The sequence below is a fragment of the Brucella pseudogrignonensis genome (genome assembly GCF_002252525.1).
Classification (GTDB): Bacteria; Pseudomonadota; Alphaproteobacteria; order Rhizobiales; family Rhizobiaceae; genus Brucella; species Brucella pseudogrignonensis.
Genome location: NZ_NNRM01000016.1, coordinates 92,337 through 119,273, shown reverse-complemented (window position 1 = coordinate 119,273; position 26,937 = coordinate 92,337). Strand labels below are relative to the sequence as shown.

The window sequence follows — 26,937 nt, the reverse complement described above, 5'->3', positions numbered from 1 at the left end:
CGTTATTGGCTCAAGCCCGGTCTGATTGCTGAATTTGTGGATCGGTGTTTACCTAAAAACTGTGTCCTTCCTGCGCCATTTTGAAAATTTCTAAGCTATTTCAAGCCTTCTATGGATGCTTTTGCATAAATTCACGGTAGCTTGCTGTTGATTTTTTAACCATATCGCCATTTTATCGGTGCAATATTGTTTTTAGGTCGAGCTTTCAAACTCGACGGTGCGAGGGGCACTCCCCCGAATAGTCAGCCCCACGAACATGCCAGGACTTTTGGCGAAATTGGAGAACCAGATGGGAATTTCAAAAGCAAGTTTGCTCAGCATTGCTGCGGCGGGCGTCATTTTGGCCGGTTGCCAAAGCTCCCGAGTCGGAGGTTTTGACAACAATGCATCGCCACCGCCACCAGCACCGCTGCGTTCTGCTCCCGTCAGTTCCGTACAGTCTGGTAATCTGAACGCTCCTAACTCGTTTCCGACGGCGCCGACGACCGACATGTCGCAGCCAGCGGCCGGAACGCAGGTTGCAAGCCTGCCGCCCGAATCGGCACCTGATCTGACGCCGGGCACTGTCGCAGGCGTATGGAATGCATCGCTTGCCGGTCAGAATTGTAAGATCGCAACGCCACAGACCAAGTATGGTCAGGGCTATCGCGCTGGTCCGCTGCGTTGCCCGGGTGAACTCGGAAGCCTCGCTTCCTGGTCGGTCAGCGGCAAGCAGCTTTCGCTCTATGATGCGAATGGCGGCACGGTCGCTACGCTTTATTCTTCCGGTCAGGGCCGATTCGACGGTCAGACCACGAGCGGTCAGGCAGTTTCGCTGTCGCGTTGATAAGCCTATTGAGTTAAAGACAGGCGGGGCAGTCGTGAGACGCTCCGCCTTTTTCGTAATTGAGCGGTGGGACAGGCAATCATGTCTTTCGATGGTAATTTGAAGGCGTTCCCCTCGGTTCGCGAGCATTATGACGCGCTGGTCAAGGCAGGCGAGGTCGAATCCGATCCCGCACAGCTTGAACTGACTGCACGCTATGACCGGCTGATCGAGGAAGTTTGCACCAAACGTCTTTCGCGCAAATCGAGTGCGCTTGGCTGGTTGTTTGGCAAGCGCAAGGAAGTTGCCACCGTCAAAGGACTTTATGTTCATGGCGAAGTTGGTCGCGGCAAGACCATGCTGATGGATATGTTCTTCCAGCTTTTGCCGGTCGAACGCAAACGCCGTGCGCATTTCAATGATTTTATGGCTGATGCGCATGAGCGCATCAATGCGCATCGTCAGGCATTGAAGCGAGGCGAAACCAAGCAGGAAGATCCGATCCCGCCGGTGGCTGAAGCTTTGGCCGAACAGGCGTGGGTGCTTTGCTTCGACGAATTTACTGTGACCGACATTGCCGACGCGATGATCCTGTCGCGCCTGTTCAATGCATTGTTTGCGCGCGGCGTGGTGCTGATCGCGACATCCAACGTGGCGCCTGACAATCTTTATCGCGACGGGCTGAACCGTCAGCTGTTTCTACCCTTTGTCGATATCCTTAAGCAGCATGTTGATGTGATCAATCTCGATTCACGCACCGATTACCGACTGGAAAAGCTCGACCGTCAGCCGGTTTATCTGACGCCGCTTGGTTCCGAGACGGCCAAGCGCATGGATGCCGCCTGGACCGCGCATAAGGATGGTCGGCAAGAAAAGCCAGACGTGGTGCATATCAAGGGACGCGATATTCCCGTGCGTCATGCAGTGCCGGGGGCCGCACGCTTCACCTTCGATGAACTGTGCGCCCAGCCGCTTGCAGCCAACGATTATATCGCCATCGTCACACGCTATCAGACGCTGTTTGTTGATGATGTGCCGGTGCTTGATTATTCGCGTCGCAATGAGGCCAAGCGCTTCATTCTGCTGATCGACGTGCTTTACGATCATCACGCGCGGCTTTTCATCTCTGCCGAAGCACAGCCTGAAAAGCTTTATCAAGCAAGCAAAGGCGTAGAAGCCTTCGAGTTTGATCGCACGGCTTCCCGCCTGTTTGAAATGCAGAGCGCGGAATATCTGGAAGCATTTGCAGAAAAATCAGCAGGCTGAGACGGTTCGCATTCCTCTGCTTTTGGGATGCGCTCCATCATCGAACTGCCACAGACTCGACTTATAGCATTCGAGGGCTATGTTGCTTCGGCAAGAGCTTGGGTTGAATGCGGTTGTTTGCTGATCGTGTTTCCTCCTATAGACGTGAATGGCCTTTAAAAATGAATGACGGCCCGGCTGGCGTGTTCTGAGCAATGCGTAACAGCCGGACGATAAGACTCAGTTGCCTCCATTTTGCCAAAATATCTTACGTTTACGTAAGAACATATAAATCTAACCGATTGAAAACATTGGTCGCAAAATAATGAGTTGAGTTTTTTTGCAAAGAGTCCTATCGAACCCTCGCAGCGCAGACGCGTTTTCCGGGAGGAAACCGGATAGCTTCATGCGTTTCTGGATCAAACTTGAGGAAAGAAACAATCATGGCACGCAACAAGATTGCCCTCATCGGCTCCGGCATGATCGGCGGCACGCTCGCTCATCTTGCTGGTCTGAAGGAACTCGGCGACGTCGTCCTTTTCGACATTGCGGAAGGTACTCCGCAGGGTAAGGGACTGGATATTGCAGAATCTTCACCGGTTGACGGTTTTGATGCGAAGTTCACCGGTGCAAACGACTATGCCGCAATCGAAGGCGCAGACGTTGTCATCGTAACCGCAGGCGTGCCGCGTAAGCCAGGCATGAGCCGCGACGATCTTCTGGGTATCAACCTGAAGGTCATGGAACAGGTCGGCGCAGGCATCAAGAAATATGCGCCTGAAGCTTTCGTCATCTGCATCACCAACCCGCTTGATGCGATGGTCTGGGCTTTGCAGAAGTTCTCCGGTCTGCCAGCACACAAGGTTGTCGGCATGGCTGGCGTTCTGGACAGCGCCCGTTTCCGCTACTTCCTGTCGGAAGAATTCAACGTGTCGGTCGAAGATGTCACTGCATTCGTGCTTGGTGGCCACGGCGACAGCATGGTTCCGCTTGCTCGTTACTCGACCGTTGCCGGTATCCCGCTTCCAGACCTCGTCAAGATGGGCTGGACCAGCCAGGAAAAGCTCGACAAGATCATTCAGCGCACCCGTGATGGCGGCGCAGAAATCGTCGGCCTGCTCAAGACCGGTTCTGCTTTCTATGCACCGGCTGCTTCTGCAATCCAGATGGCTGAATCCTACCTCAAGGACAAGAAGCGCGTTCTGCCAGTCGCAGCACAGCTTTCCGGTCAGTATGGCGTCAAGGACATGTATGTCGGCGTTCCAACTGTGATCGGTGCCAACGGCGTTGAACGTATTATCGAGATCGATCTCGATAAGGACGAAAAGGCCGAGTTCGAAAAGTCGGTCGCATCTGTTGCCGGTCTTTGCGAAGCTTGCGTCGGTATCGCTCCGTCACTGAAATAAGTTCCAGACAAGGCCGGATCGCTCTTGAGAGCAGCCCGGCCTTTTCCGGCTGTTAATCCGCAGAGGACAACCAGATGAATATTCACGAATATCAGGCCAAGCGCCTGCTTCACACTTTCGGCGCCCCAATCGCCAATGGTGTGGCTGTTTATTCCGTCGAACAGGCGGAAGAATGGGCAAAGACGCTTCCAGGACCGCTTTATGTCGTCAAGAGCCAGATCCATGCTGGTGGACGCGGCAAGGGCAAGTTCAAGGAACTCGGTCCTGATGCAAAGGGCGGCGTTCGCCTTGCAAAGTCGATCGAAGAAGTTGTTTCCCATGCAAAGGAAATGCTCGGCAACACGCTCGTGACCAAGCAGACCGGTGAAGCTGGCAAGCAGGTCAACCGTCTATACATCGAAGATGGCGCAGACATCGAGCGCGAGCTTTATCTCTCGATCCTCATCGACCGCACCGTTGGCCGTCCTGCTTTCGTCGTTTCGACCGAAGGCGGCATGGACATTGAAGCTGTTGCTGAAGAAACGCCAGAAAAGATCATCACCGTTGCAATCGATCCTGCCAAGGGCGTGACCGATGAAGACGCCAACAAGCTCGCCGATGCGTTAGAGCTTAAGGATGCAGCGCGTGAAGACGGCCTCAAGCTGTTCCCGATCCTCTACAAGGCATTCTCCGAAAAGGACATGAGCCTTCTGGAAATCAACCCGCTGATCGTCATGACCGATGGCCGCGTGCGCGTTCTCGATGCCAAGGTATCGTTCGACGGCAATGCACTGTTCCGTCATCCTGACATTCAGGAACTGCGCGATCTGTCGGAAGAAGACGAAAAGGAAATCGAAGCTTCCAAGCACGATCTCGCTTACGTCGCTCTTGATGGCAACATCGGCTGCATGGTCAACGGCGCAGGCCTTGCTATGGCAACCATGGACATCATCAAGCTCTACGGCGCTGAGCCAGCTAACTTCCTCGACGTTGGTGGCGGTGCTACCAAGGAGAAAGTCACGTCCGCGTTCAAGATCATCACCGCTGATCCGGCTGTTCAGGGTATTCTGGTCAACATCTTTGGCGGCATCATGAAGTGCGACGTTATCGCTGAAGGCGTTATCGCTGCGGTCAAGGAAGTCGGCCTCAAGGTTCCTCTGGTTGTCCGTCTTGAAGGCACCAATGTCGAGCTTGGCAAGAAGATCATCAACGAGAGCGGCCTGAATGTTATTTCGGCTGACGATCTCGACGATGCGGCACAGAAAATCGTCGCTGCAGTGAAGGGAAACTAAGGCATGTCCATTCTCGTTAACAAGGACACCAAGGTTCTCGTACAGGGCCTGACCGGCAAGACCGGTACTTTCCACACCGAACAGGCGCTTGCTTATTACGGCACGCAGATGGTCGGCGGTATTCACCCGAAAAAGGGTGGCGAAACCTGGGAAGGCTCGAGGGGCGAAAAGCTTCCGATCTTCGCAACTGTTGCAGAAGCCAAGGAACGCACAGGTGCAGACGCATCGGTGATCTACGTTCCGCCAGCAGGTGCAGCAGATGCAATCATCGAAGCGATCGAAGCTGAAGTCGGCTTCATCGTCTGCATCACCGAAGGCATTCCAGTCATGGACATGGTTCGCGTCAAGGAGCGTCTGGAACGCTCGAAGTCGCGCCTGCTCGGACCAAACTGCCCAGGCATCCTGACCCCTGAAGAATGCAAGATCGGCATCATGCCGGGCAATATCTTCAAGAAGGGTTCGGTGGGTGTTGTTTCCCGCTCTGGCACACTTACCTATGAAGCAGTGTTCCAGACTTCGAACGAAGGCCTCGGCCAGACCACTGCTGTCGGTATCGGCGGCGATCCGGTCAAGGGCACCGAGTTCATCGACGTGCTGGAAATGTTCCTGGCCGACGACGAAACCAAGTCGATCGTCATGATCGGTGAAATCGGCGGTTCGGCTGAAGAAGATGCGGCTCAGTTCCTGAAGGACGAAGCCAAGCGCGGTCGCAAGAAGCCAATGGTTGGCTTTATTGCTGGCCGTACGGCTCCTGCCGGACGCACCATGGGCCATGCCGGCGCCGTGATTTCGGGCGGCAAGGGCGGCGCAGAAGACAAGATTGCAGCCATGGAATCGGCTGGCATTCGCGTGTCTCCTTCGCCAGCACAGCTCGGCAAGACGCTGGTTGAAGTCCTCAAGGGCTGAGACTACGTAGCTGATTGAAATGAACCGGCAGTGGCGAAAGCTGCTGCCGGGGCAAGCGTATCCCGAAAAGTGTGAAGCGGTTTTCGGACAAGATGCGCGCAAAAATACCGGGGCGGCCGGTTTAAGGGAATGTCAGGCTTTGGCCATCATTCTTCCGCAAGAATTGAATTTGCGATCGAGTTATGCCGGGGTCTGTTGTGGTTCCTCCCCGGCGGCGTGAGGGATGAAGGTCAAAAGCTTCCGGCCCGCGCATGATGAGCTACTACAAGGAGACGGAGCGGAGGCTCCGGATTAGGTTATGGCAAGGCAAGAACAAGCCAACGACGTTTTCGCCCTTACCTCTTTCCTCTATGGCGGCAATGCCGACTATATCGAGGAGCTGTATGCCAAGTACGAGGATGATCCCACTTCGGTTGATCAGGAATGGCGCGATTTCTTCGCACAGCTGAAAGACAATGCCGACGATGTGCGTAAGAACGCACAGGGCGCAAGCTGGACTCGCAAGAACTGGCCAATTCAGGCCAATGGCGAGTTGATCTCGGCACTCGACGGCAATTGGGCCGAAGTCGAAAAGCATGTGACCGACAAGCTCAAGGGCAAGTCTGCAAAAGGTGATGCCAAGTCCGCTTCTGCTGCCGCACTGACTTCGGAAGAGATTGCACAGGCTGCACGCGACAGCGTTCGCGCCATCATGATGATCCGCGCATTCCGTATGCGTGGCCATCTTCATGCCAATCTCGATCCGCTTGGTCTTGCTGAAAAGCCAAACGATTTTAGCGAACTTGATCCGGCAACCTATGGCTTCACGCCTGCCGATTACGATCGCAAGATCTTCATCGATAACGTTCTCGGTCTTGAATATGCGACTGTTCCGCAGATGCTTGAAATTCTCAAGCGCACCTATTGCGGCAACATCGGCGTAGAATTCATGCACATCTCTGATCCAGTCGAAAAGGCCTGGATTCAGGAACGCATCGAAGGTCCAGACAAAGGCTATGCTTTCACTGCTGAAGGCAAGAAGGCCATTCTGTCGAAGCTGATCGAAGCTGAAGGTTTCGAACAGTTCATCGACGTGAAGTATAAGGGCACCAAGCGTTTCGGTCTTGATGGCGGTGAATCGCTGATCCCGGCGCTGGAGCAGATCGTCAAGCGTGGCGGTCAGATGGGCCTCAAGGAAGTCGTGCTTGGCATGGCGCACCGTGGTCGTCTGAACGTGCTTTCCCAGGTTATGGGCAAGCCGCATCGCGCAATCTTCCACGAGTTCAAGGGCGGTTCCTATGCGCCTGACGATGTGGAAGGTTCGGGCGACGTGAAGTACCATCTTGGTGCATCGTCGGACCGCGAGTTCGACGGCAACAAGGTTCACCTTTCGCTGACTGCAAACCCGTCACACCTTGAAATCGTCAACCCGGTTGTCATGGGCAAGGCACGCGCCAAGCAGGATCTGCTTGTTGGCCGTACCCGCGATGACATGGTTCCGCTGACGGAACGCGCCAAGGTTCTGCCGCTGCTTCTGCACGGCGATGCCGCTTTCGCAGGTCAGGGTGTTGTTGCCGAGTGTCTCGGTCTTTCGGGTCTGAAAGGCCACCGCGTTGGTGGTACTCTGCACTTCATCATCAACAACCAGATCGGCTTCACCACCAATCCGGCCTTCTCGCGTTCTTCGCCTTATCCATCGGATGTGGCAAAGATGGTTGAAGCGCCTGTTTTCCACGTCAATGGTGACGATCCGGAAGCTGTTGTCTTCGCAGCCAAGGTTGCGATGGAATTCCGCATGACCTTCCATAAGCCGGTGGTCATCGACATGTTCTGCTACCGCCGCTTCGGCCACAATGAAGGTGATGAGCCTTCATTCACCCAGCCATTGATGTATAAGGAAATCCGCGCGCACAAGACAACTGTTCAGCTTTACAGCGACAAGCTGATTGCTGAAGGTCTTCTCGCTCAGGCTGACATCGACAAGATGAAGGCTGAATGGCGCGAAAAGCTTGAACAGGAATTTGAAGCCGGTCAGAGCTACAAGCCGAACAAGGCTGACTGGCTGGACGGTGCCTGGGCTGGCCTGCGCACGGCAGACAATGCCGACGAACAGCGCCGTGGCAAAACCGGTGTTCCGATCAAGACGCTGAAAGAAATCGGCAAGAAGCTCGTTGAAGTGCCAAAGGACTTCAATGTTCATCGCACCATTCAGCGCTTCCTCGACAACCGCGCCAAGATGATTGAAACCGGTGAAGGCCTCGATTGGGCAACGGCTGAATCGCTGGCATTCGGTTCGCTGGTTTCCGAAGGCAGCCCGATCCGTCTGTCCGGTCAGGACGTGGAGCGCGGCACCTTCTCGCAGCGTCACACGGTTCTCTATGATCAGGAAACCCAGAACCGTTATATCCCTCTGAACAACATTCAGAAGGGTCAGGCGATCTACGAAGCCATCAACTCGATGCTTTCGGAAGAAGCGGTACTTGGATACGAGTACGGTTATTCGCTGTCCGATCCACGCGCTCTGGTTCTCTGGGAAGCCCAGTTCGGTGACTTCGCCAACGGTGCTCAGGTCGTCTTCGATCAGTTCATCTCGTCGGGTGAACGCAAGTGGCTGCGTATGTCGGGTCTTGTCTGCCTTCTGCCGCATGGCTTTGAAGGTCAGGGTCCTGAACATTCCTCGGCTCGTCTGGAACGCTGGTTGCAGATGTGTGCGGAAGACAACATGCAGGTCGCAAACGTTACGACGCCGGCTAACTACTTCCACATTCTGCGCCGTCAGATGAAGCGTGACTTCCGTAAGCCGCTCATCATGATGACGCCGAAGTCGCTGCTGCGCCATAAGCGTGCTGTTTCGAGCCTCAACGAACTGTCGGGCGATTCATCGTTCCACCGTCTGCTTTGGGATGACGCACAGTACAACAAGGGCGATGGTATCAAGCTTCAGAAGGATGCCAAGATCCGCCGCGTCGTTCTGTGCTCGGGTAAGGTCTATTACGATCTTTACGAAGAGCGCGAAAAGCGTGGCATCGACGATGTCTACCTGCTGCGCGTGGAACAGCTTTATCCGTTCCCTGCCAAGGCGCTCATCAACGAGCTCTCGCGCTTCCGTCATGCGGAAATCGTCTGGTGTCAGGAAGAGCCGAAGAACATGGGTGCGTGGTCGTTCATCGATCCGTATCTCGAATGGGTTCTCGCTCATATCGACGCCAAGCATCAGCGCGTTCGCTACACCGGTCGTCCGGCTGCGGCATCGCCTGCAACCGGCCTGATGTCGAAGCACCTTGCACAGCTCGAGGCTTTCCTCGAGGATGCGCTGGGAAACTAATTTAATTTTCGGCGGGGAGCGGTTTGGAAAAGCTGCTTCCGGCTTGAATTGAAATCAAATCTAAAGATCGAAGATCAACGGAAGAAGAAACCATGGCTACCGAAATTCGCGTTCCCACGCTTGGGGAGTCCGTTACTGAGGCAACCATCGGAAAGTGGTTCAAGAAGGTCGGCGATGCTATCGCTGTCGATGAACCTCTGGTGGAACTGGAAACCGACAAGGTAACAGTGGAAGTTCCAGCTGCGGCTGCGGGCGTACTGGCCGAAATCGTGGCACAGGAAGGCGACACGGTTGAAGTGAACGCACTGCTCGGTCAGATTTCTGGCGCAGGTGCTGCACCTGCTCCCAGGAAGGAAGAAGCCAAGCCAGCAGCAGCTGCTGCTCCGGCTGCGGCAGCTCCTGTTGCGTCGACATCGTCGGGTCCGGCAATGCAGCCTGCGCCTGCTGCCTCCAAGCTTCTTTCTGAAAACGGCCTTTCCGCTGATCAGGTTGAAGGTTCGGGCAAGCGCGGTCAGGTTCTCAAGGGTGACGTTCTCGACGCAATTGCTAAGGGTGTTTCGGCTGCTCCAGCCGCTCAGGCTCCTGCTGCCGCTGCACGTCCTGCTTCGTCGGCTGACGATGCACCACGCGAAGAACGCGTGAAGATGACCCGTCTGCGCCAGACCATTGCCAAGCGCCTCAAGGACGCTCAGAATACCGCTGCGATGCTGACGACTTACAACGAAGTCGACATGTCTGCGGTGATGGAACTGCGTTCGCGTTACAAGGACATCTTCGAGAAGAAGCATGGCGTCAAGCTCGGCTTCATGGGCTTCTTCACGAAGGCCGTGACCCATGCGCTGAAGGAAATCCCGGCTGTTAACGCCGAGATCGACGGCACTGACATCATCTACAAGAACTTTGCTCACGTCGGCATGGCTGTCGGCACCGACAAGGGCCTTGTTGTTCCTGTCATCCGCGATGCCGATCAGCGTTCGATCGCTGGCGTTGAAAAGGAACTGGGTCGTCTTGCAAAAGCTGCACGCGACGGTTCGCTCTCGATGGCTGACATGCAGGGCGGCACCTTCACCATCACCAATGGTGGTGTGTACGGTTCGCTGATGTCTTCGCCGATCCTCAACTCGCCGCAGTCGGGTATTCTCGGCATGCACAAGATCCAGGATCGTCCGGTTGTCGTCGGCGGTCAGATCGTCATCCGTCCGATGATGTATCTGGCTCTCAGCTACGATCACCGCATTGTTGACGGCAAGGAAGCAGTGACCTTCCTCGTTCGCGTCAAGGAAAGCCTGGAAGATCCAGAGCGTCTGGTTCTTGACCTGTAAGGAATAGAGCTATGGAGCCGGGTATCTTTTCCGCGTCGCCTTTTCTCCCGCTGATCGGCTGGAGTGTGGTTCTGCTGGTGGTTCACATCCTCCTGCAGGGCTGGACGGCGACGAAAGAACTCGGCTCCCAATGGAATGCGGGTCCGCGTGATGAAGGGCGTAAGCCCTCCGGCCATCTGGCTGGTCGCGCGGAACGTGCTTCCGCCAATTTCCGCGAGACCTACCCTGCATTTATAGCACTTGCGCTTGCACTTGTGTTCAAGGGCGATGCAGCAGGTTTCGGACTTTATGGTGCTTGGGTCTGGTTTGCCTGCCGCATCATCTATGTGCCGCTTTATCTGGCGGGTATTCCTTATATCCGCTCGCTCGTCTGGATCGGTTCGCTGGCCGGGCTTGCACTCATGTTTTTCAATCTGGTTTTTTGACGGTTGCCTGCATCCCTGAGATGCGGGGCGAGGAAAAGTGATGCATCCCTATCTGTTTGAACTTGCATCCCTGATGGCGATCTTCGTCTTTGCCATCGTTTCGCCGGGCGCTGATCTCGCCATGGTTATCCGCCAGTCGTTGATGCAGGGGCGTCGCGAGGCAATCATTACCAGCTTTGGTATTGGTGCAGCCTTCATGATGCATGTCACCTATACGGTGCTTGGTCTCGGGCTGATCATTTCCCAGTCGATCTATCTCTTCAATATCGTGAAATGGTGCGGTGTGGCCTATCTGGTCTATATCGGCATCAAGGCACTGCGTGCTGGTACGACGAAGATCGATATCGATATGAGCGCACAGGACCAGCAGCGCAAGCAGAGCGCGCTAAAGGCTTTCAGTCTGGGCTTTGCCGCCAATGCGCTCAACCCCAAGGCCGTATTCTTCTTCCTTTCGATTTTCTCGACGGTTGTGAGCCTTCATACTCCGACTGAAGTGAAGCTTGGCTATGGCGTGGTAATGGCCACGGCATTGATTTCATGGTTTATCGGTGTCAGCCTTTTTATGACGACGCCAAAGATGCGCGCGGTTTTCTCGCGCGCCTCCAAATGGATCGACAGAACAAGTGGTGTGGTTTTCATTGCACTTGGTCTGAAACTTGCCATTGCAAAAGCACAGTAACAGAGCGAAAGCGCAGTAATCACTGCCGGGAATACGAGGAGAACCGACAGATGCATGACGTTAAGAAGCTCTTCAAAGTGGTGGCGGCATCAGCTCTTGCCGTGACGGTTTTCTCAAGCGCCGTTCAGGCCGCCTGTACGCAGAACCGTGCAGTCTATCGCGATCAGGGCGATGCATACACGCTGACTTTCCATGCCGTGCAGTCCAATGCGCTCAAGATGACACCGGCACCGGCCAATGAATTCACGATTACCGCTGATGACAAGCCGGAGTTCAAACTCTCAGGTCTCGTCATTTGGCCGGAAGAAGGGGTTGCACGCCCCTATGCGCTCATTACCTATAACTGCAAGAATGGGGGCACCGAACCGGAAGACCTCGATGATTGCAGCCTCTGGCAGAGCGTTGTCTATGCGCTGAAGGAAGGCGCGGAAGCGGATGTGCTGCCAAAGGCCGATGAGCCGGCCGCGCAGGCAATTCTGTTTCCCGATCTGGCAACAGCGCTTGACGGATATGATTTTGGCGCAGCGAAACCAGAAAAGGCGCTTCAATTTGAAAGCTTCCGTTTCAAGTCGTGCTCGCCTGAAGAAGAATGATCGGATCGCCGATCTTATAAAAGTTTAATGGCCATTGCTGGTCATTCTGGATCAGACTGAAGAAGGATAGTTCAATGTCTTATGATGTGGTTGTCATTGGTACCGGCCCCGGCGGTTATGTAGCCGCAATCAAGGCCGCACAGCTTGGCCTTTCGGTGGCCGTAGTCGAAAAGCGCAAGACCTTTGGCGGCACCTGTCTCAATGTTGGCTGCATTCCTTCCAAGGCGCTGCTTCATGCGTCTGAAGTGTTTGCCGAAGCCGGTCACTCGTTCGATACGCTGGGCGTTGAAATCAGCAAGCCAAAGCTCAATCTCGAAAAGATGCTGGCTCACAAGGACGCGACCGTTAAGTCGAACACGTCTGGCGTTGAGTTCCTGTTCAAGAAGAACAAGATCACGCCTTACATCGGCACCGGCAAGATCGTCGCCAAGGGCAAGGTTTCCGTGACTGCCGAAGACGGTAGCGTTCAGGAAATCGAAGGTAAGAACATCATCATCGCAACTGGTTCTGATGTTGCCGGCATTCCGGGCGTCAAGGTCGACATCGACGAGAAGGTCATCGTGTCGTCAACCGGTGCGATTGCTTTCGACAAGGTGCCGGGTCATCTGGTTGTTGTTGGCGGTGGTGTGATTGGTCTGGAGCTTGGTTCCGTCTGGGCACGTCTTGGCGCAAAAGTGACCGTTGTTGAATATCTCGACAAGGTTCTGGGTGCGATGGACGGCGAAGTATCCAAGCAGTTCCAGCGTCTTCTCGAAAAGCAGGGCATTGCCTTCAAGCTGAGCGCAAAGGTTACTGGTGTTGAAAAGGCTGGAAAGGGCGCGAAAGTGACTTTTGAGCCGGTCAAGGGTGGCGATGCTGAAACCATTGATGCCGATGCGGTTTTGATTTCGACGGGTCGTCGTCCATACACGGATGGTCTTGGTCTGCAGGAAGCTGGCGTGAATGTCGATGACCGCGGTCGCGTTGCAATCGATGGTCACTGGCGCACCAATGTCGAAGGCATCTATGCCATCGGTGACGTGGTTCAGGGCCCGATGCTCGCACACAAGGCCGAAGATGAAGGCATTGCCGTTGCTGAAATCATCGCTGGTCAGGCAGGACACGTAAACTTCGACGTCATTCCAAGCGTTGTTTACACGCAGCCGGAAGTAGCCTCCGTCGGCAAGACCGAAGAAGAGCTGAAAGCCGCTGGCGTTGAATACAAGATCGGCAAGTTCCCGTTCACTGCAAACGGTCGCGCACGCGCCATGCAGCACACGGACGGCTTTGTGAAGATCCTCGCCGACAAGGCAACGGATCGCGTTCTGGGCGCTCATATCCTCGGCTACAATGCCGGTGAAATGATCCATGAACTGGCCGTGCTGATGGAGTTTGGTGGTTCGTCCGAAGATCTCGCACGCACCTGCCACGCGCATCCAACCATGTCGGAAGCGGTTCGCGAATCTGCCTTGGCAACCTTTGCCAAGCCAATTCACATGTAATCGTGGTCACACGTAATTTCCGGGTTTATCCGGATGCAGAAAGGCCCGCGAAAGCGGGCCTTTTTCATAGGGTTAGTTCTGTGCCGGTGGTGTTGCAGGCGGTGCTGCGGGTGGCGTTGTTGTTTCGCCCTGTGCTGCTGGCGGTGGTGGCGGTGCAGCCGTATCTGTGGAGCCGCCGCCTCGATAGAAGAAATAGCCGAGGATCAGAATTGCAGCGATCAGGATGACCGCAAGCAAAATACCGCTGCTGCCTCTGGGTTGTGGCGGTCTGGCAACCGGGTCGGCCATTGGATCAGCGTGACGCGGATTGTTTAGTGGATCGTTGCGTGGATCGAGTGGGTCAACCATTTGCTCTCCTCCAGTTGGTTGCAACCATTGGAAAGTCTAACGCGAGCAGGCCGGGATGGTTCCACTTCTGGGCATGCGCTTACATTGCTGTGAGCCTATAGCCCTGCGCACGCAGCAGTTCTACCAGTCCTTCCTTGCCGGGCAGATGCAGGGCGCCGACGGCGATAAAGGCGTCACCAGTGGCAAGGACGGGGGCCACGCGTTGCGCCATGATGTGGTTGCGGTCTGTGAGCAAGACTTTCTGGAAAAGGTCGTAGTCTTCCTTGGACAGACTGTCGGGCACGATTTTCCGCAATGCGGGCATGATCATGCCGATTTCACCCTGAAGATAGAGCGCAATCGTGGTTTCCATGGCGTCTTCGATGCTGTCGCCATATTGGGCGGCGGAAATCAGGTTGCGAATATGGAAATCAAGCGGAAGCCGGTTCATCGCCTCAAGCTGTTCAACTGCACTTTCAAGACCGATGACGGTTCGGCCTTGATCCTGCGCTTCCGTAATCAGATAGCCGTCGAGGAAGTCTGCCCCTTCTAGCTTTCTTTGCCGTTCGCATTTGGGCAGGGCCAACAGGCTGGTGATGATCCACGGCTTCATCTTGCCGACGGCACCCAGAATGATGCCGCGCGCTTCCAACTTCTTGTCAATCTCCTCCAGCCGATCCTGTGGCAGATGCGATTGCAACGTTGAGCCATCAGTGAACTGGATCAGATCAGGCTGTTCAACTTTAACCCGCAGAAAGGCTTTCTGATCGACAATGTCGGTTGCTTCGACCACGATCTTGTCGGCGTCGTCATAGGCTTTGGTCACAGCGCCGGGCAGGGCCATTACGCGCGGATCACTCAGGTGGATGGTTCCGAACAGATAGGACGGTTCGAGGCCGTCTTTCTCGATTTTCCAGAAGATACCCTTATGATTAGGCATTTCTTCCGCTTCGGCCTGAAGCTCGGACCAGAGCTTAGGTTCCTTTTTGTCCAGACCATCAATCAGATTGACCCCATGCGGGGAGCAGGCGGCGTCAGTGCTTTGCGCACGCGCATTGGCTGAACTGACGATGAGGGCACAGGCAAAAAGGAAGAACAGCTTTTTCATGAAGTGAATATAGGATGGTTAGGGTTGGATGACACCCCTGATTAAGCGCGAGGATGCGCTTTGTCGTAAACATCAAGAAGCCGAGCCGTATCGACGCCGGTATAGACCTGCGTGGTCGAGAGGCTCGCGTGGCCAAGCAGTTCCTGAATTGTGCGCAGATCACCGCCGCGGCCAAGCAGATGCGTGGCAAAGGAATGGCGAAGTGCGTGCGGGGTGGCAGTGTCGGGAAGGCCGAGACCGGCGCGTAATTTCTGCATTTCGCGCTGGATGATGGCAGCGTGAAGTTCTCCGCCCTTGGCGCCTCTGAACAAAGGTTTGTCGGCAGAGAGATCAAATGGGCACAACGCGCGATACTGGGCGACAGCGCGATGCACAGCTGGCAGCAGCGGGACCATACGGGATTTGCCGCCCTTACCGGTGATTGTGATCGAAAGCACAGATGCGTCGTTTAACGCATCGCCTGCAAGGCCGAGTGCTTCTGAAATGCGAAGGCCGCAACCATAAAGCAGTGTGAGAACGGCAGCATTGCGCGCTGCGATCCATGGCTCCTCCGCCATCTGGCCATCGGCAGCGACGACGCGACGGGCATCTTCTGCCGTTAACGGCTTTGGCAGCGATTTTGGCTGGCGCGGCGCACGCATGGCACTCGCGCCTGCGGCATTGACCAGTCCAAGCTTTTCCAGATGCCGCAGCAGTGAGCGAATGCCAGCAAGTCCGCGTCCGAGTGTGCGAGCACCGGCACCGTCATTCCGGCGGTTGGCCAGATACGAACGCAAATCAGCGACGCGCAGGTTGCCGATGTCCTTGATCGAAGGCGGTTCGCCGAGATGACCGGTCAAAAATTGCAGAAACTGGCGGGTATCGCGCTCATAGGCTTCAACAGTGTTTTCCGACAGACGGCGCATGTCTTTGAGCGATTTCAGCCATTCCTCGCGCGCTGCCGCAAGATCGGCGCGGGCAGGGATAAGGAATTCGGCTTTGCTCGTCATGGTCGGGATTCGCTGTTTGAGTTGCGGTTGTTACAGTCTGACAGTGATAGGTTGCCGGGCAGTAAAGAAGCCGCTTTTCGTTTTTCTTGGCGTTTTTACAGGAAATTGGGTAAGCGATTAGAAATTGTATCTAATCACGGAATTATTCATGCCGCGTCCAGAAAACCCAATCCAGCTTGCCGTTATCGGAGCCGCCCATGGCATACGTGGCGAAGTCAGGGTCAAGACATTTACCGACGATCCGCTAGCAGTTGCTGATTACGGCCAGCTCTATGATGCGCAGGGTAAGGCTTACGAAGTGCTGGAAGCCCGCTCTGCGAAGAATGTGATTGTTGTACGCTTCAAGGGCATCAATGATCGCAACGCTGCCGAAGCGCTGAATGGTACCGAGCTTTTCATCGACCGTTCGCAGCTGCCTGATGACGAGCTTGATGAAGACGAATTCTTTCAAACCGATCTGATTGGCCTTGAAGCGCTTGATGCTGACGGCAAATCTTACGGGGTTGTGAGTGCTGTTTTCGATTTCGGCGGTGGCGACCTGATCGAGCTGAGTCTCAAGGGCAAGCGTCCGATGCTGATCCCGTTCACCGAAGCTGCAGTTCCTGAGATCGATTTCGAGGCCGGCACAATTCGGGTTGAGCCTTATGCGGCCGGACTTATCGCGGATGATGACGACAATCCGTTAAATGAGAGCGGCAAGCCACAGAACGATAAGAAGAATGAACAGAAGCGACCAAAAAAGCCATGAGTGAACAGTCGGATACGGATAAGGTTATGCCGGGTTTTCATGCCTCGGTGCTGACGCTTTATCCCGAGATGTTTCCTGGTCCTTTGGGCGTCTCGCTTGCGGGCAAGGCACTCGCAGAAAACACATGGTCGCTCGATACAGTGCAGATTCGTGACTTTGCCGAAGGCAAGCATCGCATGGTGGATGACACGCCATCGGGCGGCGGCGCAGGCATGGTGATGAAGCCGGATGTGGTGGCACGGGCGCTCGATTCGGTGGCTGATGATCGTCCGATGCTACTGATGAGCCCACGCGGCGCGCCGCTCACCCAAAAGCGTGTGCGCGAGCTTGCTGACGGTCCGGGTGCGATTATTCTGTGTGGCCGTTTTGAAGGCGTCGATGAGCGGGTGATCGAAGGACGCGCGCTCGAAGAGATTTCCATCGGCGATTATATCTTATCGGGTGGCGAGACTGCGGCTATCGTTCTGCTGGATGCGATTGTGCGGCTTCTGCCGGGCGTGATGGGTAATCGGGAATCCGGCGAAACAGAAAGCTTCGAAACCGGGCTTCTGGAACATCCGCATTATACCCGCCCGCAGGTATGGGAAGACCGTTCGATCCCTGAAATTCTCACCTCCGGCAATCATGGTGCGATTGATAAATGGCGTCATGCTGAGGCGGAACGCATCACAAAGCAACGGCGCCCTGATCTTTGGGAAGCGTATCGTGAGGGCAAACGCAAATGAACCTGATCCAGCGGCTCGAAAGTCTTTCCCTCGCGCTGCTGGCGCTGGGTGCATATTGGGTGAGCGGTGCAAGCTGGTGGCTTTTTGCGATTCTCATCCTTGCGCCTGACCTGTCGTTCTTTGCCTATCTCAAAGGTCCGCGTACCGGCGCTGTTGTCTATAACATCGCGCATAGCTGGATTGGTGTTGTGCTTGTGGCGGTGCTCGGCTGGGCCATGAGCTGGCCGCTTTGCTTTGCGGTTGCGCTCATCTGGGCGGTTCATATCGGCGTTGATCGCGCGCTTGGCTTTGGCTTGAAGTATGGAACCGGTTTTCAGGATACGCATCTTGGGCGCATTGGCGGGAAATAGCGATTTCGCAGCGCTGATATTGATTCATTTGCAGCAATGGTGTATTGCCGCGCCAGTTCGGGAAAGCCCGACATCTTTAAACCAATAGACGGTGTACCGCTCCTGCCTGATTTTTCGGGCATACCCACAAGGCCTTAAGTGCTTGGTGGCAAGTGCAGAGCGCTCTGACTGTTTGAGAAGAATTCGTAAAGGAGTCAGATGATGACCGACATCATTCGTCAGATTGAAGCCGAACAGGCAGCAAAGATCGAAGAAAAGCGCAAGCTTCCAGATTTCCAGCCAGGTGACACCGTTCGCGTTCAGGTTCGCGTTACCGAAGGTACGCGTACCCGCGTGCAGGCCTATGAAGGCGTCTGCATCGCCCGCTCCGGCGCTGGCATCAACGAAAACTTCACCGTTCGCAAGATTTCTTACGGCGAAGGCGTAGAGCGCGTATTCCCAGTTTACTCGCCAATCGTAGAAGGCGTTGAAGTTGTTCGCCGCGGTAAGGTCCGTCGCGCGAAGCTTTACTACCTTCGTGGCCTCACCGGTAAGGCTGCACGTATTGCTGAGAAGAAAGACAACCGCACCAAGGCAGAACGCGAAGCCGATAAGGCCGCTGCTGCTAAGGCAGAAGCTGCAAAGACTGCTGCTGAATAAGCACCTCTCTGCAAGAATCTGAAAAAGGCGGTCTTTAGACCGCCTTTTTTATTTGCAAAAGCCAAAAGGCTGCGTAACATATTGCATAATTTCGCCAACATTGCGCAAGATTGTTACTGCGACACCCTGTTGCGGTTTGTGTTTCTTGACGAAATGCAGCGGCGGGTGCATATGACAGCCTAATTAAGAACCGTTCAAAGGAACCTCGCAATGAGCGCGCCGCGTACACTTTATGACAAGATCTGGGACGACCATGTAGTGGATCAGCAGGACGATGGTACCTGCCTCCTTTATATTGATCGCCATCTTGTGCACGAAGTGACAAGCCCGCAGGCTTTTGAAGGTCTGCGTATGGCAGGTCGTCAGGTGCGTCATCCTGAAAAGACGCTGGCTGTTGTCGATCACAACGTTCCAACGTCGAAAGACCGCGTGAACGGCATCAAGAACGAAGAAAGCCGCATTCAGGTTGAGGCTCTGGCCAAAAACGCTGCTGACTTCAACGTTGAATATTACTCCGAGCGTGACCGCCGTCAGGGCGTTGTGCACATTGTTGGTCCGGAACAGGGCTTCACGCTGCCGGGCATGACGATTGTTTGCGGCGACAGCCACACGTCGACTCACGGTGCTTTTGGCTCGCTGGCACATGGTATCGGTACGTCGGAAGTCGAGCATGTACTTGCGACTCAGACGCTGATCCAGAAGAAAGCCAAGAACATGCTGGTGCGTGTTGAAGGTGAACTAGCCTCGGGCGTCACTGCCAAGGACATCACGCTCGCCATCATCGGCGAAATCGGCACCGCAGGTGGTACCGGCTATGTAATCGAATATGCAGGCAGCGCCATTCGCTCGCTGTCGATGGAAGGTCGCATGACCGTCTGCAATATGTCGATTGAAGGCGGCGCACGCGCTGGTCTGATCGCACCGGACGAAACAACCTTCGCTTATGTGCAGGGTAAGCCGCGCGCACCGAAGGGCGAAGCGCTGGAACAGGCTATCGGCTACTGGAAGACGCTGCATTCTGATGAAGGCGCGCATTTCGACAAGATCGTTGAGCTGGACGCTGCCAAGATTTCGCCGGTTGTATCCTGGGGCTCGTCGCCTGAAGACGTCGTCTTCGTCACCGACATCGTTCCTAACCCGGACGAGATCAAGGACGAAACCAAGCGTGCATCCAAGTGGCGTGCGCTCGATTATATGGGCCTGAAGCCAGGCACCAAGATGACCGACATCAAGATTGATCGCGTGTTCATCGGCTCATGCACCAACGGTCGTATCGAAGATCTTCGTGACGCTGCCCGTATGGCCGCTGGCAAGAAGGTTGCTAATGGCGTTAACGCGATGATCGTTCCGGGTTCCGGCCTTGTGAAGGAACAGGCGGAAGCTGAAGGCCTCGACAAGATTTTCATCGAAGCAGGTTTTGACTGGCGCGAGCCGGGCTGCTCGATGTGCCTTGCCATGAACGACGACCGCCTGAAGCCGGGTGAACGTTGCGCTTCGACCTCGAACCGCAATTTTGAAGGCCGTCAGGGCTTCAAGGGCCGCACGCATCTGGTATCGCCTGCCATGGCAGCGGCTGCAGCCATCGCCGGTCACTTCGTCGATATTCGCGACTGGAACTAAGCTCTTTCGTGAGCAAGTTTTAAAAAGCCGCCGGAGTGATCCGGCGGTTTTTTTCATATGTGCGAGAGGCTCATCGCAGACTGGTTTGTTTACTAAATTAGCTGCTTTTTCATGCTTTGGATGTATAAGGGCTATAAGGTGAAAATCATTCTCCTGTTTCGCTGAAAACGGCGGAATTTGCGGGGCTTAGAATTGGGGAATGCGGGCCGCATTGGCTTCGCAGGCAGGGGCCGGAAAGCGCGGATGGACGGAGCAGAATTTATACTGCTGATCAATATGACCGTTTCCGGTCTGTTTGCGTTTACCTTTCTGGGTATCGCGGCTTTTGCACGCGATAACACAGCGGCGCCGATTTTCGCATTGGGCTTCGTTTTCGCGATGCTCTACTTTTTGACAGAACTGCTAATCCCCTCGATACCAAATGCCAAGCTTGGTTACATGCTGGGTTTTGCCACCTATTTCATGACGCTTGCCTGTCTGGTAATCGGCCTTGCGCGGATGTATTCGTCACCCGTTCCATGGTTTCCATTGGGGTTGCTGCTCGTCGGTTCGCTGTCGCTGGTCTATGGCATTTACGACATTGCGCGCAGCGAAATGCTGGGTCGCATTCTTTATCAGTCGCCTTACTTCCTCACATTGATGCTGGCTGTCTGGGTCATCATGCGAGGACGATTGAGCGCTCGCGCTAAAAGCCGTCCATTCGGTCGGTCGTGGGGTACGCTTGATGGGCTGATGGCAGGTTTGTTTACGATCAGTGCCATTCATTTTCTTATCAAGCCCGTACTGGCTTCGCTGGTTGGCGGTGTGGGTGTTGATCCTGACGACTATGTCAGAACAGATTATGCGTTGCTGGTTCAGTCGATTGGTGCCGGTCTTTCGGTAGCGGCTGGACTTCTCTTGCTGCTCTGCCTGATGGGTGAGCTGATTTCCGATGTGACGCTTCGCTCGGAAACGGATCAGCTTTCCGGCCTCCTCAATCGCCGTGGTTTTGAATTCAGAGCCGAGGCTGCAATCGAAAAATCCAAGCGGATGCGGCAGGCTCTTTCGCTGATCGTCTGCGATATTGATTATTTCAAATTGATCAACGACACGCACGGTCATGCTTTCGGTGATCGCGTGATTGCAGCTTTTGCTGATGAACTTCGCAGGTCGGCGGCGTCCAAGGGCGGTATTGCTGCGCGAATGGGTGGTGAGGAGTTTGCCGTGCTGCTTCCCGGACACACGATCCAGTCGGCATGGCGCTTTGCAGAGCGGGCGCGATTGGCCTGTGCCGATATCACGCTGCCCGGCGCTTCAGGGGATGTGGCATTTGCGGTCAGCTTCGGGGTCACGGAAATGGAGTTCGACGACTTCTTTTCCGATGTCTACAAGCGGGCAGACGGAGCGCTTTACGAGGCCAAGAAGAATGGTCGAAATTGCGTTCGCACGGCTTTGCCGATGATGCTGGACGACAATGTCGTGGAGTTCCGGGGAACCGGCAATGGTCGCAAGCTGATCTGATTTCGCAAGCGATGCGCTTTACCTTTGGGCGGGCTCTTGTCTACACCCAGCTCTCGTCTACAATTGAGATGTTTCCGATTTCTGGAAATATGTTTGAGGGAAAGATTGCTCATGACCACAGATCATGCCGTCGATATTGCGCTTCTTCACCTGCGAGATGCCCATGAGTTCTCGGCACTGCTCGCAAGCTACGCGCAGGCATTGAAGCGTGGCGCGCCGCGTCGTCCGGATGAATTCTATGCCGAGCATCTCCTGCAGGATCGCGCTACCGAGATTCTGGGTGCGCGGGTTGATGGCAATCTGGTCGGCTTCGTGATCTTCTACGATCTTCCGGAGCCGGTCTCAGGTCTGCGCGCCGGTCAGGTTGACCATATTTATGTACACCACGATCATCGCGGCAAAGGCATCGCAAAGGCGTTGATTGATCTGCTTGCTGACAAGGCAGAAGAACGCAGCTGGTCCAAGCTTGTCCTTAATGCGCCCCGTGTACCGGAGGATGGTCGCAAGCTCTACGAACAGATTGCAGCTGCTGCCGACTGGTCCAGTTACGTGATTCGCTTCGGAAACTAGGCTTATCCGCAAAAGTGGATGAAATTACACATGTTTTTCGACATTTCGGACTTCAATCGTTTAAAATCCGAAATCACGCGAAAGTGTCGTCGAGGTGCGACCAATTGTTAGTCTTTTCGTGAAAAAGCTTCTTTGACGTGGTGGTAAAAGCGCAGTAGAAAGCGCCACATAGGGTCGTGTAGCACGATCCAGCCACATTTTCTGGGTCGTGCCGACGCAGGATCGAAAATTCCGTTTCCTGCGTTGTGAGCGACATCGAACTCGGTTTTACAGCATCGGCCTAAAAATCGTTTCTGATTTTTGGAAAGCACGATGCGTAGATTCAAGAAGTTGGAGCGTCCTTTGTGCGTCCATTCGGAAGCACGGTGCTCCAAATGAACCGGCCATTCATTTCATTGTGCCAGCAAGAGCTGGGCAAGATGAAATGGGTAGAAACGTCAGGGAAGCCCACGAGAGCCATGACACAACCGACCGCTACGCGTCAGCGTCCTTTGTCGCCGCATTTGTCGATCTATCGACCAAAGATCACGATGACGATGTCCATCATCCATCGTATCACCGGCGGCGCACTTTATTTCGGAACCCTTCTTCTCGCCGCATGGCTGATTGCCGCCGCAATCGGCGAAGATGCGTTCAACATGGTGAGCTGGGTCTATAGTTCATGGATCGGCTATCTGGTTCTGTTCGGCTATACCTGGGCGCTTCTGCACCATCTGGCCGGCGGCGTACGCCATTTCATCTGGGACATGGGTGCCGGACTTGAAAAGCACACGGCCAGCAAAATTGCCTGGCTGACGCTGGCCTTCTCGCTGCCTGCAACGGTCCTTGTCTGGGTTGTTGCTTTCGCAGTGCGCTGAAAGGAGTTCTGACATGAACGATATGCGTACACCTCTCGGCAAGGTTCGCGGTCTGGGCTCGGCCAAAGAAGGCACCGCCCATTTCTGGTTTCAGCGTATGAGTGCTGTGGCACTCGTCCCGCTGGTTCTGTTTTTCATCGGTCTGGTTATTTCGCTCCATGGCGCAAGCTATGCGGAAGTGAAATCCGTTCTGGCGCATCCGTTCACCGCTCTGGTGATGGCGCTGTTCGTGCTGACCGGCGTTTACCACATGCGTCTTGGCATGCAGGTTATTATTGAAGATTACATTCACGGCGAAGGCCTGAAGGTCCTGCTGGTCATGCTCAACACCTTCTTCACGGTTGTTGTTGGCGTGGCTTGCGTCTATGCGATCCTCAAGCTGAGCTTCGGAGGTTGATAGCCCGATGGCTAGTGCAGAAAAAAACGCGGCCAGTGCTGCGGGCGAAAAGAACTACAAGTTTGTAGATCACAAGTTCGACGTTGTTGTCGTTGGTGCCGGTGGCGCAGGTCTGCGTGCAACGCTCGGCATGGCTGAGCAGGGTTTCAAAACCGCTTGCATCACCAAGGTTTTCCCAACCCGTTCGCATACGGTTGCAGCACAGGGCGGCATCGCCGCTTCGCTCAAGAACATGGGCCCGGATAGCTGGCAGTGGCATATGTACGATACCGTCAAGGGATCGGACTGGCTGGGCGATACCGACGCGATGGAATATCTGGCGCGTGAAGCGCCTGCTGCGGTTTATGAACTGGAGCATTACGGTGTGCCTTTCTCGCGTACCGAAGAAGGCAAGATCTATCAGCGCCCGTTCGGTGGCCACATGCAGAATTTCGGCGACGGCCCTCCGGTTCAGCGCACCTGTGCTGCTGCTGACCGTACCGGCCACGCGATCCTGCACACGCTTTACGGCCAGTCGCTGAGAAACAATGCGCAGTTCTTCATCGAATATTTCGCGCTTGATCTCATCATGACTGATGGCGTTTGCACCGGCGTTGTCGCCTGGAACCTCGATGACGGTACAATCCATCGCTTTGCCGCCAAGATGGTGGTTTTGGCGACGGGCGGTTATGGCCGTTCCTATTTCTCGGCAACCTCGGCCCATACCTGCACCGGCGACGGCGGTGGCATGGCAGCACGCGCTGGCCTTCCGCTTCAGGACATGGAATTCGTTCAGTTCCATCCAACTGGCATTTATGGTGCGGGCTGCCTGATTACTGAAGGCGCACGCGGTGAAGGTGGCTATCTGGTCAATTCCGAAGGCGAACGCTTCATGGAGCGTTACGCGCCTTCCGCCAAGGATCTTGCTTCGCGTGACGTTGTCTCGCGCTGCATGACCATGGAAATCCGCGCTGGTCGCGGCGTTGGCAAGAACAAAGACCACATCTACCTGCATCTCGACCATCTTGATCCGGCTGTTCTGCATGAACGTCTGCCGGGCATTTCCGAGTCGGCCAAGATTTTCGCAGGCGTCGATGTGACCAAGGAACCGATCCCGGTTCTGCCAACCGTTCACTACAATATGGGCGGCATTCCAACCAACTATTGGGGCGAAGTGCTTAACCCGACGCAAGAAGATCCTGACCGCGTTCAGCCGGGCCTGATGGCTGTGGGTGAAGCAGGTTGCGCTTCCGTACACGGTGCAAACCGTCTCGGCTCCAACTCGCTGATCGATCTGGTGGTGTTTGGCCGTGCAGCTGCAATCCGCGCTGGCGAAGTTATCGACCGCGCTGCAAAGATTCCAGACATCAACGAAGCAGCGGTCGAAACGATCATGGATCGCTTCCATCGTCTTCGTTATGCCAACGGTTCGACACCAACCGCAGAACTGCGCGAAAAGATGCAGCGCACCATGCAGGAAGACGCTGCCGTGTTCCGTACGGACGAGTCGCTCAAACAGGGCGTCGCACGTATGGCGGAGATCTGGAAAGAACTGCCGGACATCAAGGTCTCCGACCGTTCGATGATCTGGAATTCTGATCTGGTTGAGACGCTGGAACTGGAAAACCTGATGGCTAACGCGATGGTGACAGTCGTTTCGGCTGAAGCCCGTCACGAAAGCCGCGGCGCACATGCGCATGAGGATTTCCCGGACCGTAACGACGCCGAATGGCGTAAACACACCCTTTCCTGGCTGTCGCCAAATGGCGACGTGAAGCTTGATTACCGCCCTGTTCATCTCGATCCGCTGACGACCGAGGAAGAAGGCGGCATCAGCCTGGCCAAGATCGCGCCTAAGAAGCGCGTTTACTGATCGAGGGAATGAGCAATGGTTGAACTCGCACTTCCCAAGAACTCCCGTATGCAGGAAGGCAAAACCTGGCCGCGTCCAGATGGTGCCAAGAATGTAACGGAGTTCCGTATTTATCGCTGGTCACCGGATGACGACGCAAATCCAAGCATCGATACCTATTATATCGATCGCGATGATTGCGGCCCGATGGTGCTCGACGGTCTTCTCTACATCAAGAACAAGATCGATCCGACGTTGACGCTGCGCCGTTCGTGCCGTGAGGGCATTTGCGGCTCCTGCGCAATGAACATCGATGGCGCCAACACGCTCGCCTGCACCAAGGGCATGGACGAGATCAAGGGTTCCATCAAGGTCTACCCGCTGCCGCATATGCCGGTGGTGAAGGATCTGGTGCCTGATCTCAGCAACTTCTATGCTCAGCACCGTTCGATTGAGCCTTGGCTCAAGACGGTTTCGCCAGAGCCGCAGAAGGAATGGCTGCAGAGCCACGAAGATCGTCAGAAACTCGATGGTCTTTACGAGTGCATTCTCTGCGCCTGCTGTTCGACCTCGTGCCCAAGCTACTGGTGGAATGGCGACCGCTACCTTGGACCAGCTGTTCTGCTTCAGGCCTATCGCTGGTTGATCGACAGCCGCGACGAAGCCAAGGGCGAACGTCTCGATAATCTCGAAGATCCGTTCCGCCTGTATCGCTGCCATACGATCATGAACTGCGCGCAAACCTGCCCGAAGGGTCTCAACCCTGCCAAGGCGATTGCCGAAATCAAGAAGATGATGGTCGAGCGCCGCGTGTAAAACGTGTTTTTATAATCGACGGAAAGGGAGGCTCATGCCTCCCTTTTCTTTTATATGTAGCGCAACCGATCCTTGATCTTTGCTGTTTCGCCGATATCTGATCTAATCAATGCAGTGTTTCGGCTTTAAAGGTCTTTCATGCTTGATCATATCGGTTTCAACATTTCCAGTATGCCAAAATCCCGTGCTTTCTATGATGCGGCTTTAGCGCCGCTGGGTATCACGCGAGCGATGGAATTCGGAGATTGGGTCGGCTATGGCCGCAACGGAAAGCCGGAATTCTGGATCGGCAAGCAGAAAGGTTCAAAGCTGGAAGGCGTTCTTCATGTCGCTTTCTCGGCAGGAACCCGCTCTGAGGTAGATCGCTTTTATGAAGCGGCACTCGCTGCAGGGGGGAGTGACAACGGCAAGCCCGGTTTGCGGGAACATTATCATCCCGATTATTATGCAGCGTTTGTAACCGATCCTGACGGCCATAATATCGAAGCCGTCTGCCATCTTCCGGAATAAAAAAGCGGGCTAGGCCCGCTTTTGTTGATCAAACCAGCTTGGCGTCCAGTGTTACTTCGATTGCACCCAGTGCTTTCGAAAGCGGGCAGGATTCTTTTGCTTTCTTGGCAAGGCTTGCAAAATCTTCCTCAGATATGCCGGGAATGCTTGCATTGAGCGTCAATGCACTGCGGGAGATAGCAAAGCCGCCACCTGATGCGGGGCCAACTGTGACGGCTGCTGTCGCGTCGAGTTTTTCTGGTGGCGTGCCGTGTTCGGTAAGCAGGGCTGACAGCTGCATGGCGAAGCAACCTGCGTGGGCGGCGCCGAGAAGCTCTTCAGGGTTGGTACCTGCGCGTCCACTTTCATCTTCAAAGCGCGCCTTGAAATCATAGGGCAGGTCTTTAAGCGCACCGCTCTGGGTATTGAGCGTGCCTTTGCCGTCTTTGAGTGTACCTTTCCAGACTGCGGTTGCTTTTCTGTCCATGGGGAAGCTCCTCTCGATTGGTTTCTTCCAACCAGATAGGGCGGCTT

General features: G+C 55.0%; 27 protein-coding genes. 23 read left to right on the top strand and 4 right to left on the bottom strand.

What is annotated here, in order from left to right:
- The first annotated feature begins 289 nt into the window (after positions 1-289).
- The 11 genes from CEV34_RS06360 to lpdA all read left to right on the top strand — a co-directional run bounded on the left by CEV34_RS06360 (position 290) and on the right by lpdA (position 13,437).
- Entirely contained in the window at positions 290-826 is a 537-nt protein-coding gene (locus CEV34_RS06360) for a protease inhibitor Inh/omp19 family protein (RefSeq protein ID WP_007872234.1), read from the top strand.
- Between the two features lie 81 nt (positions 827-907).
- On the top strand, positions 908-2,071 hold the full coding sequence (gene zapE, locus CEV34_RS06355) for a cell division protein ZapE (RefSeq protein WP_007872233.1): 1,164 nt from the start codon (positions 908-910) through the stop codon (positions 2,069-2,071).
- Between the two features lie 422 nt (positions 2,072-2,493).
- The gene (mdh, locus tag CEV34_RS06350) at positions 2,494-3,456 is read left to right on the top strand and encodes a malate dehydrogenase (RefSeq protein WP_007872232.1); all 963 of its coding nucleotides are present in this window, start codon (positions 2,494-2,496) and stop codon (positions 3,454-3,456) included.
- Between the two features lie 74 nt (positions 3,457-3,530).
- Positions 3,531-4,727: an ADP-forming succinate--CoA ligase subunit beta gene (sucC, locus tag CEV34_RS06345; protein ID WP_007872231.1), complete on the top strand. Its 1,197-nt coding sequence runs from the start codon at positions 3,531-3,533 to the stop codon at positions 4,725-4,727.
- A 3-nt stretch (positions 4,728-4,730) separates the two neighbouring features.
- Entirely contained in the window at positions 4,731-5,633 is a 903-nt protein-coding gene (sucD, locus tag CEV34_RS06340; RefSeq protein ID WP_007872220.1) for a succinate--CoA ligase subunit alpha, read from the top strand.
- Positions 5,634-5,931: 298 nt separating this feature from the next.
- Complete coding sequence (locus CEV34_RS06335; protein ID WP_007872218.1) at positions 5,932-8,937, top strand: 2-oxoglutarate dehydrogenase E1 component; 3,006 nt, start codon at positions 5,932-5,934, stop codon at positions 8,935-8,937.
- Positions 8,938-9,029: 92 nt separating this feature from the next.
- Entirely contained in the window at positions 9,030-10,259 is a 1,230-nt protein-coding gene (odhB, locus tag CEV34_RS06330) for a 2-oxoglutarate dehydrogenase complex dihydrolipoyllysine-residue succinyltransferase (RefSeq protein ID WP_007872216.1), read from the top strand.
- Between the two features lie 11 nt (positions 10,260-10,270).
- Positions 10,271-10,684 carry an MAPEG family protein gene (locus tag CEV34_RS06325; RefSeq protein ID WP_007872214.1) on the top strand — a complete coding sequence of 138 codons (414 nt, stop codon included), beginning with the start codon at positions 10,271-10,273 and terminating at the stop codon, positions 10,682-10,684.
- Between the two features lie 40 nt (positions 10,685-10,724).
- Entirely contained in the window at positions 10,725-11,363 is a 639-nt protein-coding gene (locus CEV34_RS06320; RefSeq protein ID WP_007872212.1) for a LysE family translocator, read from the top strand.
- 50 nt (positions 11,364-11,413) lie between these two features.
- Entirely contained in the window at positions 11,414-11,956 is a 543-nt protein-coding gene (locus tag CEV34_RS06315; RefSeq protein WP_094543472.1) for a hypothetical protein, read from the top strand.
- Positions 11,957-12,030: 74 nt separating this feature from the next.
- On the top strand, positions 12,031-13,437 hold the full coding sequence (lpdA, locus tag CEV34_RS06310; RefSeq protein ID WP_007872208.1) for a dihydrolipoyl dehydrogenase: 1,407 nt from the start codon (positions 12,031-12,033) through the stop codon (positions 13,435-13,437).
- 72 nt (positions 13,438-13,509) lie between these two features.
- On the opposite strand, the gene CEV34_RS06305 is transcribed toward lpdA, so the two are convergent.
- The 3 genes from CEV34_RS06305 to CEV34_RS06295 all read right to left on the bottom strand — a co-directional run bounded on the left by CEV34_RS06305 (position 13,510) and on the right by CEV34_RS06295 (position 15,861).
- Entirely contained in the window at positions 13,510-13,785 is a 276-nt protein-coding gene (locus CEV34_RS06305) for a hypothetical protein (RefSeq protein ID WP_007872205.1), read from the bottom strand.
- Between the two features lie 79 nt (positions 13,786-13,864).
- Positions 13,865-14,872, bottom strand: a complete 1,008-nt coding sequence (locus CEV34_RS06300) for a TraB/GumN family protein (RefSeq protein ID WP_007872202.1) — start codon at positions 14,870-14,872, stop codon at positions 13,865-13,867.
- A gap of 41 nt (positions 14,873-14,913) precedes the next feature.
- Positions 14,914-15,861 (bottom strand): tyrosine recombinase XerC, encoded by a 948-nt coding sequence (locus tag CEV34_RS06295; RefSeq protein ID WP_007872200.1) that lies wholly within the window; start codon positions 15,859-15,861, stop codon positions 14,914-14,916.
- 148 nt (positions 15,862-16,009) lie between these two features.
- Here CEV34_RS06295 and rimM point away from each other — a divergent pair, with 148 nt between their 5' ends.
- The 12 genes from rimM to CEV34_RS06225 all read left to right on the top strand — a co-directional run bounded on the left by rimM (position 16,010) and on the right by CEV34_RS06225 (position 26,424).
- Entirely contained in the window at positions 16,010-16,609 is a 600-nt protein-coding gene (gene rimM / locus CEV34_RS06290) for a ribosome maturation factor RimM (RefSeq protein ID WP_007872197.1), read from the top strand.
- Positions 16,606-17,334 carry a tRNA (guanosine(37)-N1)-methyltransferase TrmD gene (trmD, locus tag CEV34_RS06285; protein ID WP_007872194.1) on the top strand — a complete coding sequence of 243 codons (729 nt, stop codon included), beginning with the start codon at positions 16,606-16,608 and terminating at the stop codon, positions 17,332-17,334. Before rimM ends, trmD begins: the two co-directional genes overlap by 4 nt.
- Complete coding sequence (locus CEV34_RS06280; protein WP_007872192.1) at positions 17,331-17,684, top strand: DUF4260 domain-containing protein; 354 nt, start codon at positions 17,331-17,333, stop codon at positions 17,682-17,684. Before trmD ends, CEV34_RS06280 begins: the two co-directional genes overlap by 4 nt.
- Before the next feature lie 201 nt (positions 17,685-17,885).
- Complete coding sequence (gene rplS, locus CEV34_RS06275) at positions 17,886-18,323, top strand: 50S ribosomal protein L19 (protein ID WP_039859357.1); 438 nt, start codon at positions 17,886-17,888, stop codon at positions 18,321-18,323.
- 210 nt (positions 18,324-18,533) lie between these two features.
- A complete protein-coding gene (gene leuC, locus CEV34_RS06265) occupies positions 18,534-19,943 on the top strand; it encodes a 3-isopropylmalate dehydratase large subunit (RefSeq protein WP_007872185.1) in 1,410 nt (469 codons plus the stop codon).
- A gap of 243 nt (positions 19,944-20,186) precedes the next feature.
- Positions 20,187-21,443: a GGDEF domain-containing protein gene (locus tag CEV34_RS06260; RefSeq protein WP_007872183.1), complete on the top strand. Its 1,257-nt coding sequence runs from the start codon at positions 20,187-20,189 to the stop codon at positions 21,441-21,443.
- Between the two features lie 111 nt (positions 21,444-21,554).
- Positions 21,555-22,013: a GNAT family N-acetyltransferase gene (locus CEV34_RS06255; protein ID WP_007872181.1), complete on the top strand. Its 459-nt coding sequence runs from the start codon at positions 21,555-21,557 to the stop codon at positions 22,011-22,013.
- Between the two features lie 458 nt (positions 22,014-22,471).
- Positions 22,472-22,870 carry a succinate dehydrogenase, cytochrome b556 subunit gene (gene sdhC, locus CEV34_RS06245; protein WP_007872179.1) on the top strand — a complete coding sequence of 133 codons (399 nt, stop codon included), beginning with the start codon at positions 22,472-22,474 and terminating at the stop codon, positions 22,868-22,870.
- 13 nt (positions 22,871-22,883) lie between these two features.
- The gene (gene sdhD / locus CEV34_RS06240; protein WP_007872177.1) at positions 22,884-23,267 is read left to right on the top strand and encodes a succinate dehydrogenase, hydrophobic membrane anchor protein; all 384 of its coding nucleotides are present in this window, start codon (positions 22,884-22,886) and stop codon (positions 23,265-23,267) included.
- A 7-nt stretch (positions 23,268-23,274) separates the two neighbouring features.
- Positions 23,275-25,119, top strand: coding sequence for a succinate dehydrogenase flavoprotein subunit (sdhA, locus tag CEV34_RS06235; protein ID WP_007872176.1), 1,845 nt, complete (start codon positions 23,275-23,277; stop codon positions 25,117-25,119).
- A gap of 15 nt (positions 25,120-25,134) precedes the next feature.
- Positions 25,135-25,914 carry a succinate dehydrogenase iron-sulfur subunit gene (locus CEV34_RS06230; RefSeq protein WP_007872174.1) on the top strand — a complete coding sequence of 260 codons (780 nt, stop codon included), beginning with the start codon at positions 25,135-25,137 and terminating at the stop codon, positions 25,912-25,914.
- A 138-nt stretch (positions 25,915-26,052) separates the two neighbouring features.
- The gene (locus CEV34_RS06225; protein WP_007872173.1) at positions 26,053-26,424 is read left to right on the top strand and encodes a VOC family protein; all 372 of its coding nucleotides are present in this window, start codon (positions 26,053-26,055) and stop codon (positions 26,422-26,424) included.
- 28 nt (positions 26,425-26,452) lie between these two features.
- Here the strand turns inward: CEV34_RS06225 and CEV34_RS06220 are convergent, their stop codons facing one another.
- Positions 26,453-26,890, bottom strand: a complete 438-nt coding sequence (locus CEV34_RS06220; RefSeq protein WP_007872172.1) for an OsmC family protein — start codon at positions 26,888-26,890, stop codon at positions 26,453-26,455.
- Positions 26,891-26,937 lie beyond the last annotated feature (47 nt).

Bases quoted from the DNA above. Each gene is read 5' to 3' on its own strand.
- zapE (WP_007872233.1), top strand. From the start codon at position 908: ATGTCTTTCGATGGTAATTTGAAGGCGTTCCCCTCGGTTCGCGAGCAT.
- CEV34_RS06255 (WP_007872181.1), top strand. From the start codon at position 21,555: ATGACCACAGATCATGCCGTCGATATTGCGCTTCTTCACCTGCGAGAT.
- CEV34_RS06360 (WP_007872234.1), top strand. From the start codon at position 290: ATGGGAATTTCAAAAGCAAGTTTGCTCAGCATTGCTGCGGCGGGCGTC.
- CEV34_RS06225 (WP_007872173.1), top strand. From the start codon at position 26,053: ATGCTTGATCATATCGGTTTCAACATTTCCAGTATGCCAAAATCCCGT.
- lpdA (WP_007872208.1), top strand. From the start codon at position 12,031: ATGTCTTATGATGTGGTTGTCATTGGTACCGGCCCCGGCGGTTATGTA.
- CEV34_RS06320 (WP_007872212.1), top strand. From the start codon at position 10,725: ATGCATCCCTATCTGTTTGAACTTGCATCCCTGATGGCGATCTTCGTC.
- leuC (WP_007872185.1), top strand. From the start codon at position 18,534: ATGAGCGCGCCGCGTACACTTTATGACAAGATCTGGGACGACCATGTA.
- sdhA (WP_007872176.1), top strand. From the start codon at position 23,275: ATGGCTAGTGCAGAAAAAAACGCGGCCAGTGCTGCGGGCGAAAAGAAC.
- mdh (WP_007872232.1), top strand. From the start codon at position 2,494: ATGGCACGCAACAAGATTGCCCTCATCGGCTCCGGCATGATCGGCGGC.
- CEV34_RS06315 (WP_094543472.1), top strand. From the start codon at position 11,414: ATGCATGACGTTAAGAAGCTCTTCAAAGTGGTGGCGGCATCAGCTCTT.
- CEV34_RS06220 (WP_007872172.1), bottom strand. From the start codon at position 26,890: ATGGACAGAAAAGCAACCGCAGTCTGGAAAGGTACACTCAAAGACGGC.
- CEV34_RS06260 (WP_007872183.1), top strand. From the start codon at position 20,187: ATGGACGGAGCAGAATTTATACTGCTGATCAATATGACCGTTTCCGGT.
- CEV34_RS06280 (WP_007872192.1), top strand. From the start codon at position 17,331: ATGAACCTGATCCAGCGGCTCGAAAGTCTTTCCCTCGCGCTGCTGGCG.
- odhB (WP_007872216.1), top strand. From the start codon at position 9,030: ATGGCTACCGAAATTCGCGTTCCCACGCTTGGGGAGTCCGTTACTGAG.
- sucC (WP_007872231.1), top strand. From the start codon at position 3,531: ATGAATATTCACGAATATCAGGCCAAGCGCCTGCTTCACACTTTCGGC.
- sucD (WP_007872220.1), top strand. From the start codon at position 4,731: ATGTCCATTCTCGTTAACAAGGACACCAAGGTTCTCGTACAGGGCCTG.
- sdhD (WP_007872177.1), top strand. From the start codon at position 22,884: ATGAACGATATGCGTACACCTCTCGGCAAGGTTCGCGGTCTGGGCTCG.
- CEV34_RS06335 (WP_007872218.1), top strand. From the start codon at position 5,932: ATGGCAAGGCAAGAACAAGCCAACGACGTTTTCGCCCTTACCTCTTTC.
- CEV34_RS06230 (WP_007872174.1), top strand. From the start codon at position 25,135: ATGGTTGAACTCGCACTTCCCAAGAACTCCCGTATGCAGGAAGGCAAA.
- CEV34_RS06295 (WP_007872200.1), bottom strand. From the start codon at position 15,861: ATGACGAGCAAAGCCGAATTCCTTATCCCTGCCCGCGCCGATCTTGCG.
- CEV34_RS06305 (WP_007872205.1), bottom strand. From the start codon at position 13,785: ATGGTTGACCCACTCGATCCACGCAACGATCCACTAAACAATCCGCGT.
- CEV34_RS06325 (WP_007872214.1), top strand. From the start codon at position 10,271: ATGGAGCCGGGTATCTTTTCCGCGTCGCCTTTTCTCCCGCTGATCGGC.
- sdhC (WP_007872179.1), top strand. From the start codon at position 22,472: ATGACACAACCGACCGCTACGCGTCAGCGTCCTTTGTCGCCGCATTTG.
- trmD (WP_007872194.1), top strand. From the start codon at position 16,606: ATGAGTGAACAGTCGGATACGGATAAGGTTATGCCGGGTTTTCATGCC.
- CEV34_RS06300 (WP_007872202.1), bottom strand. From the start codon at position 14,872: ATGAAAAAGCTGTTCTTCCTTTTTGCCTGTGCCCTCATCGTCAGTTCA.
- rplS (WP_039859357.1), top strand. From the start codon at position 17,886: ATGACCGACATCATTCGTCAGATTGAAGCCGAACAGGCAGCAAAGATC.
- rimM (WP_007872197.1), top strand. From the start codon at position 16,010: ATGCCGCGTCCAGAAAACCCAATCCAGCTTGCCGTTATCGGAGCCGCC.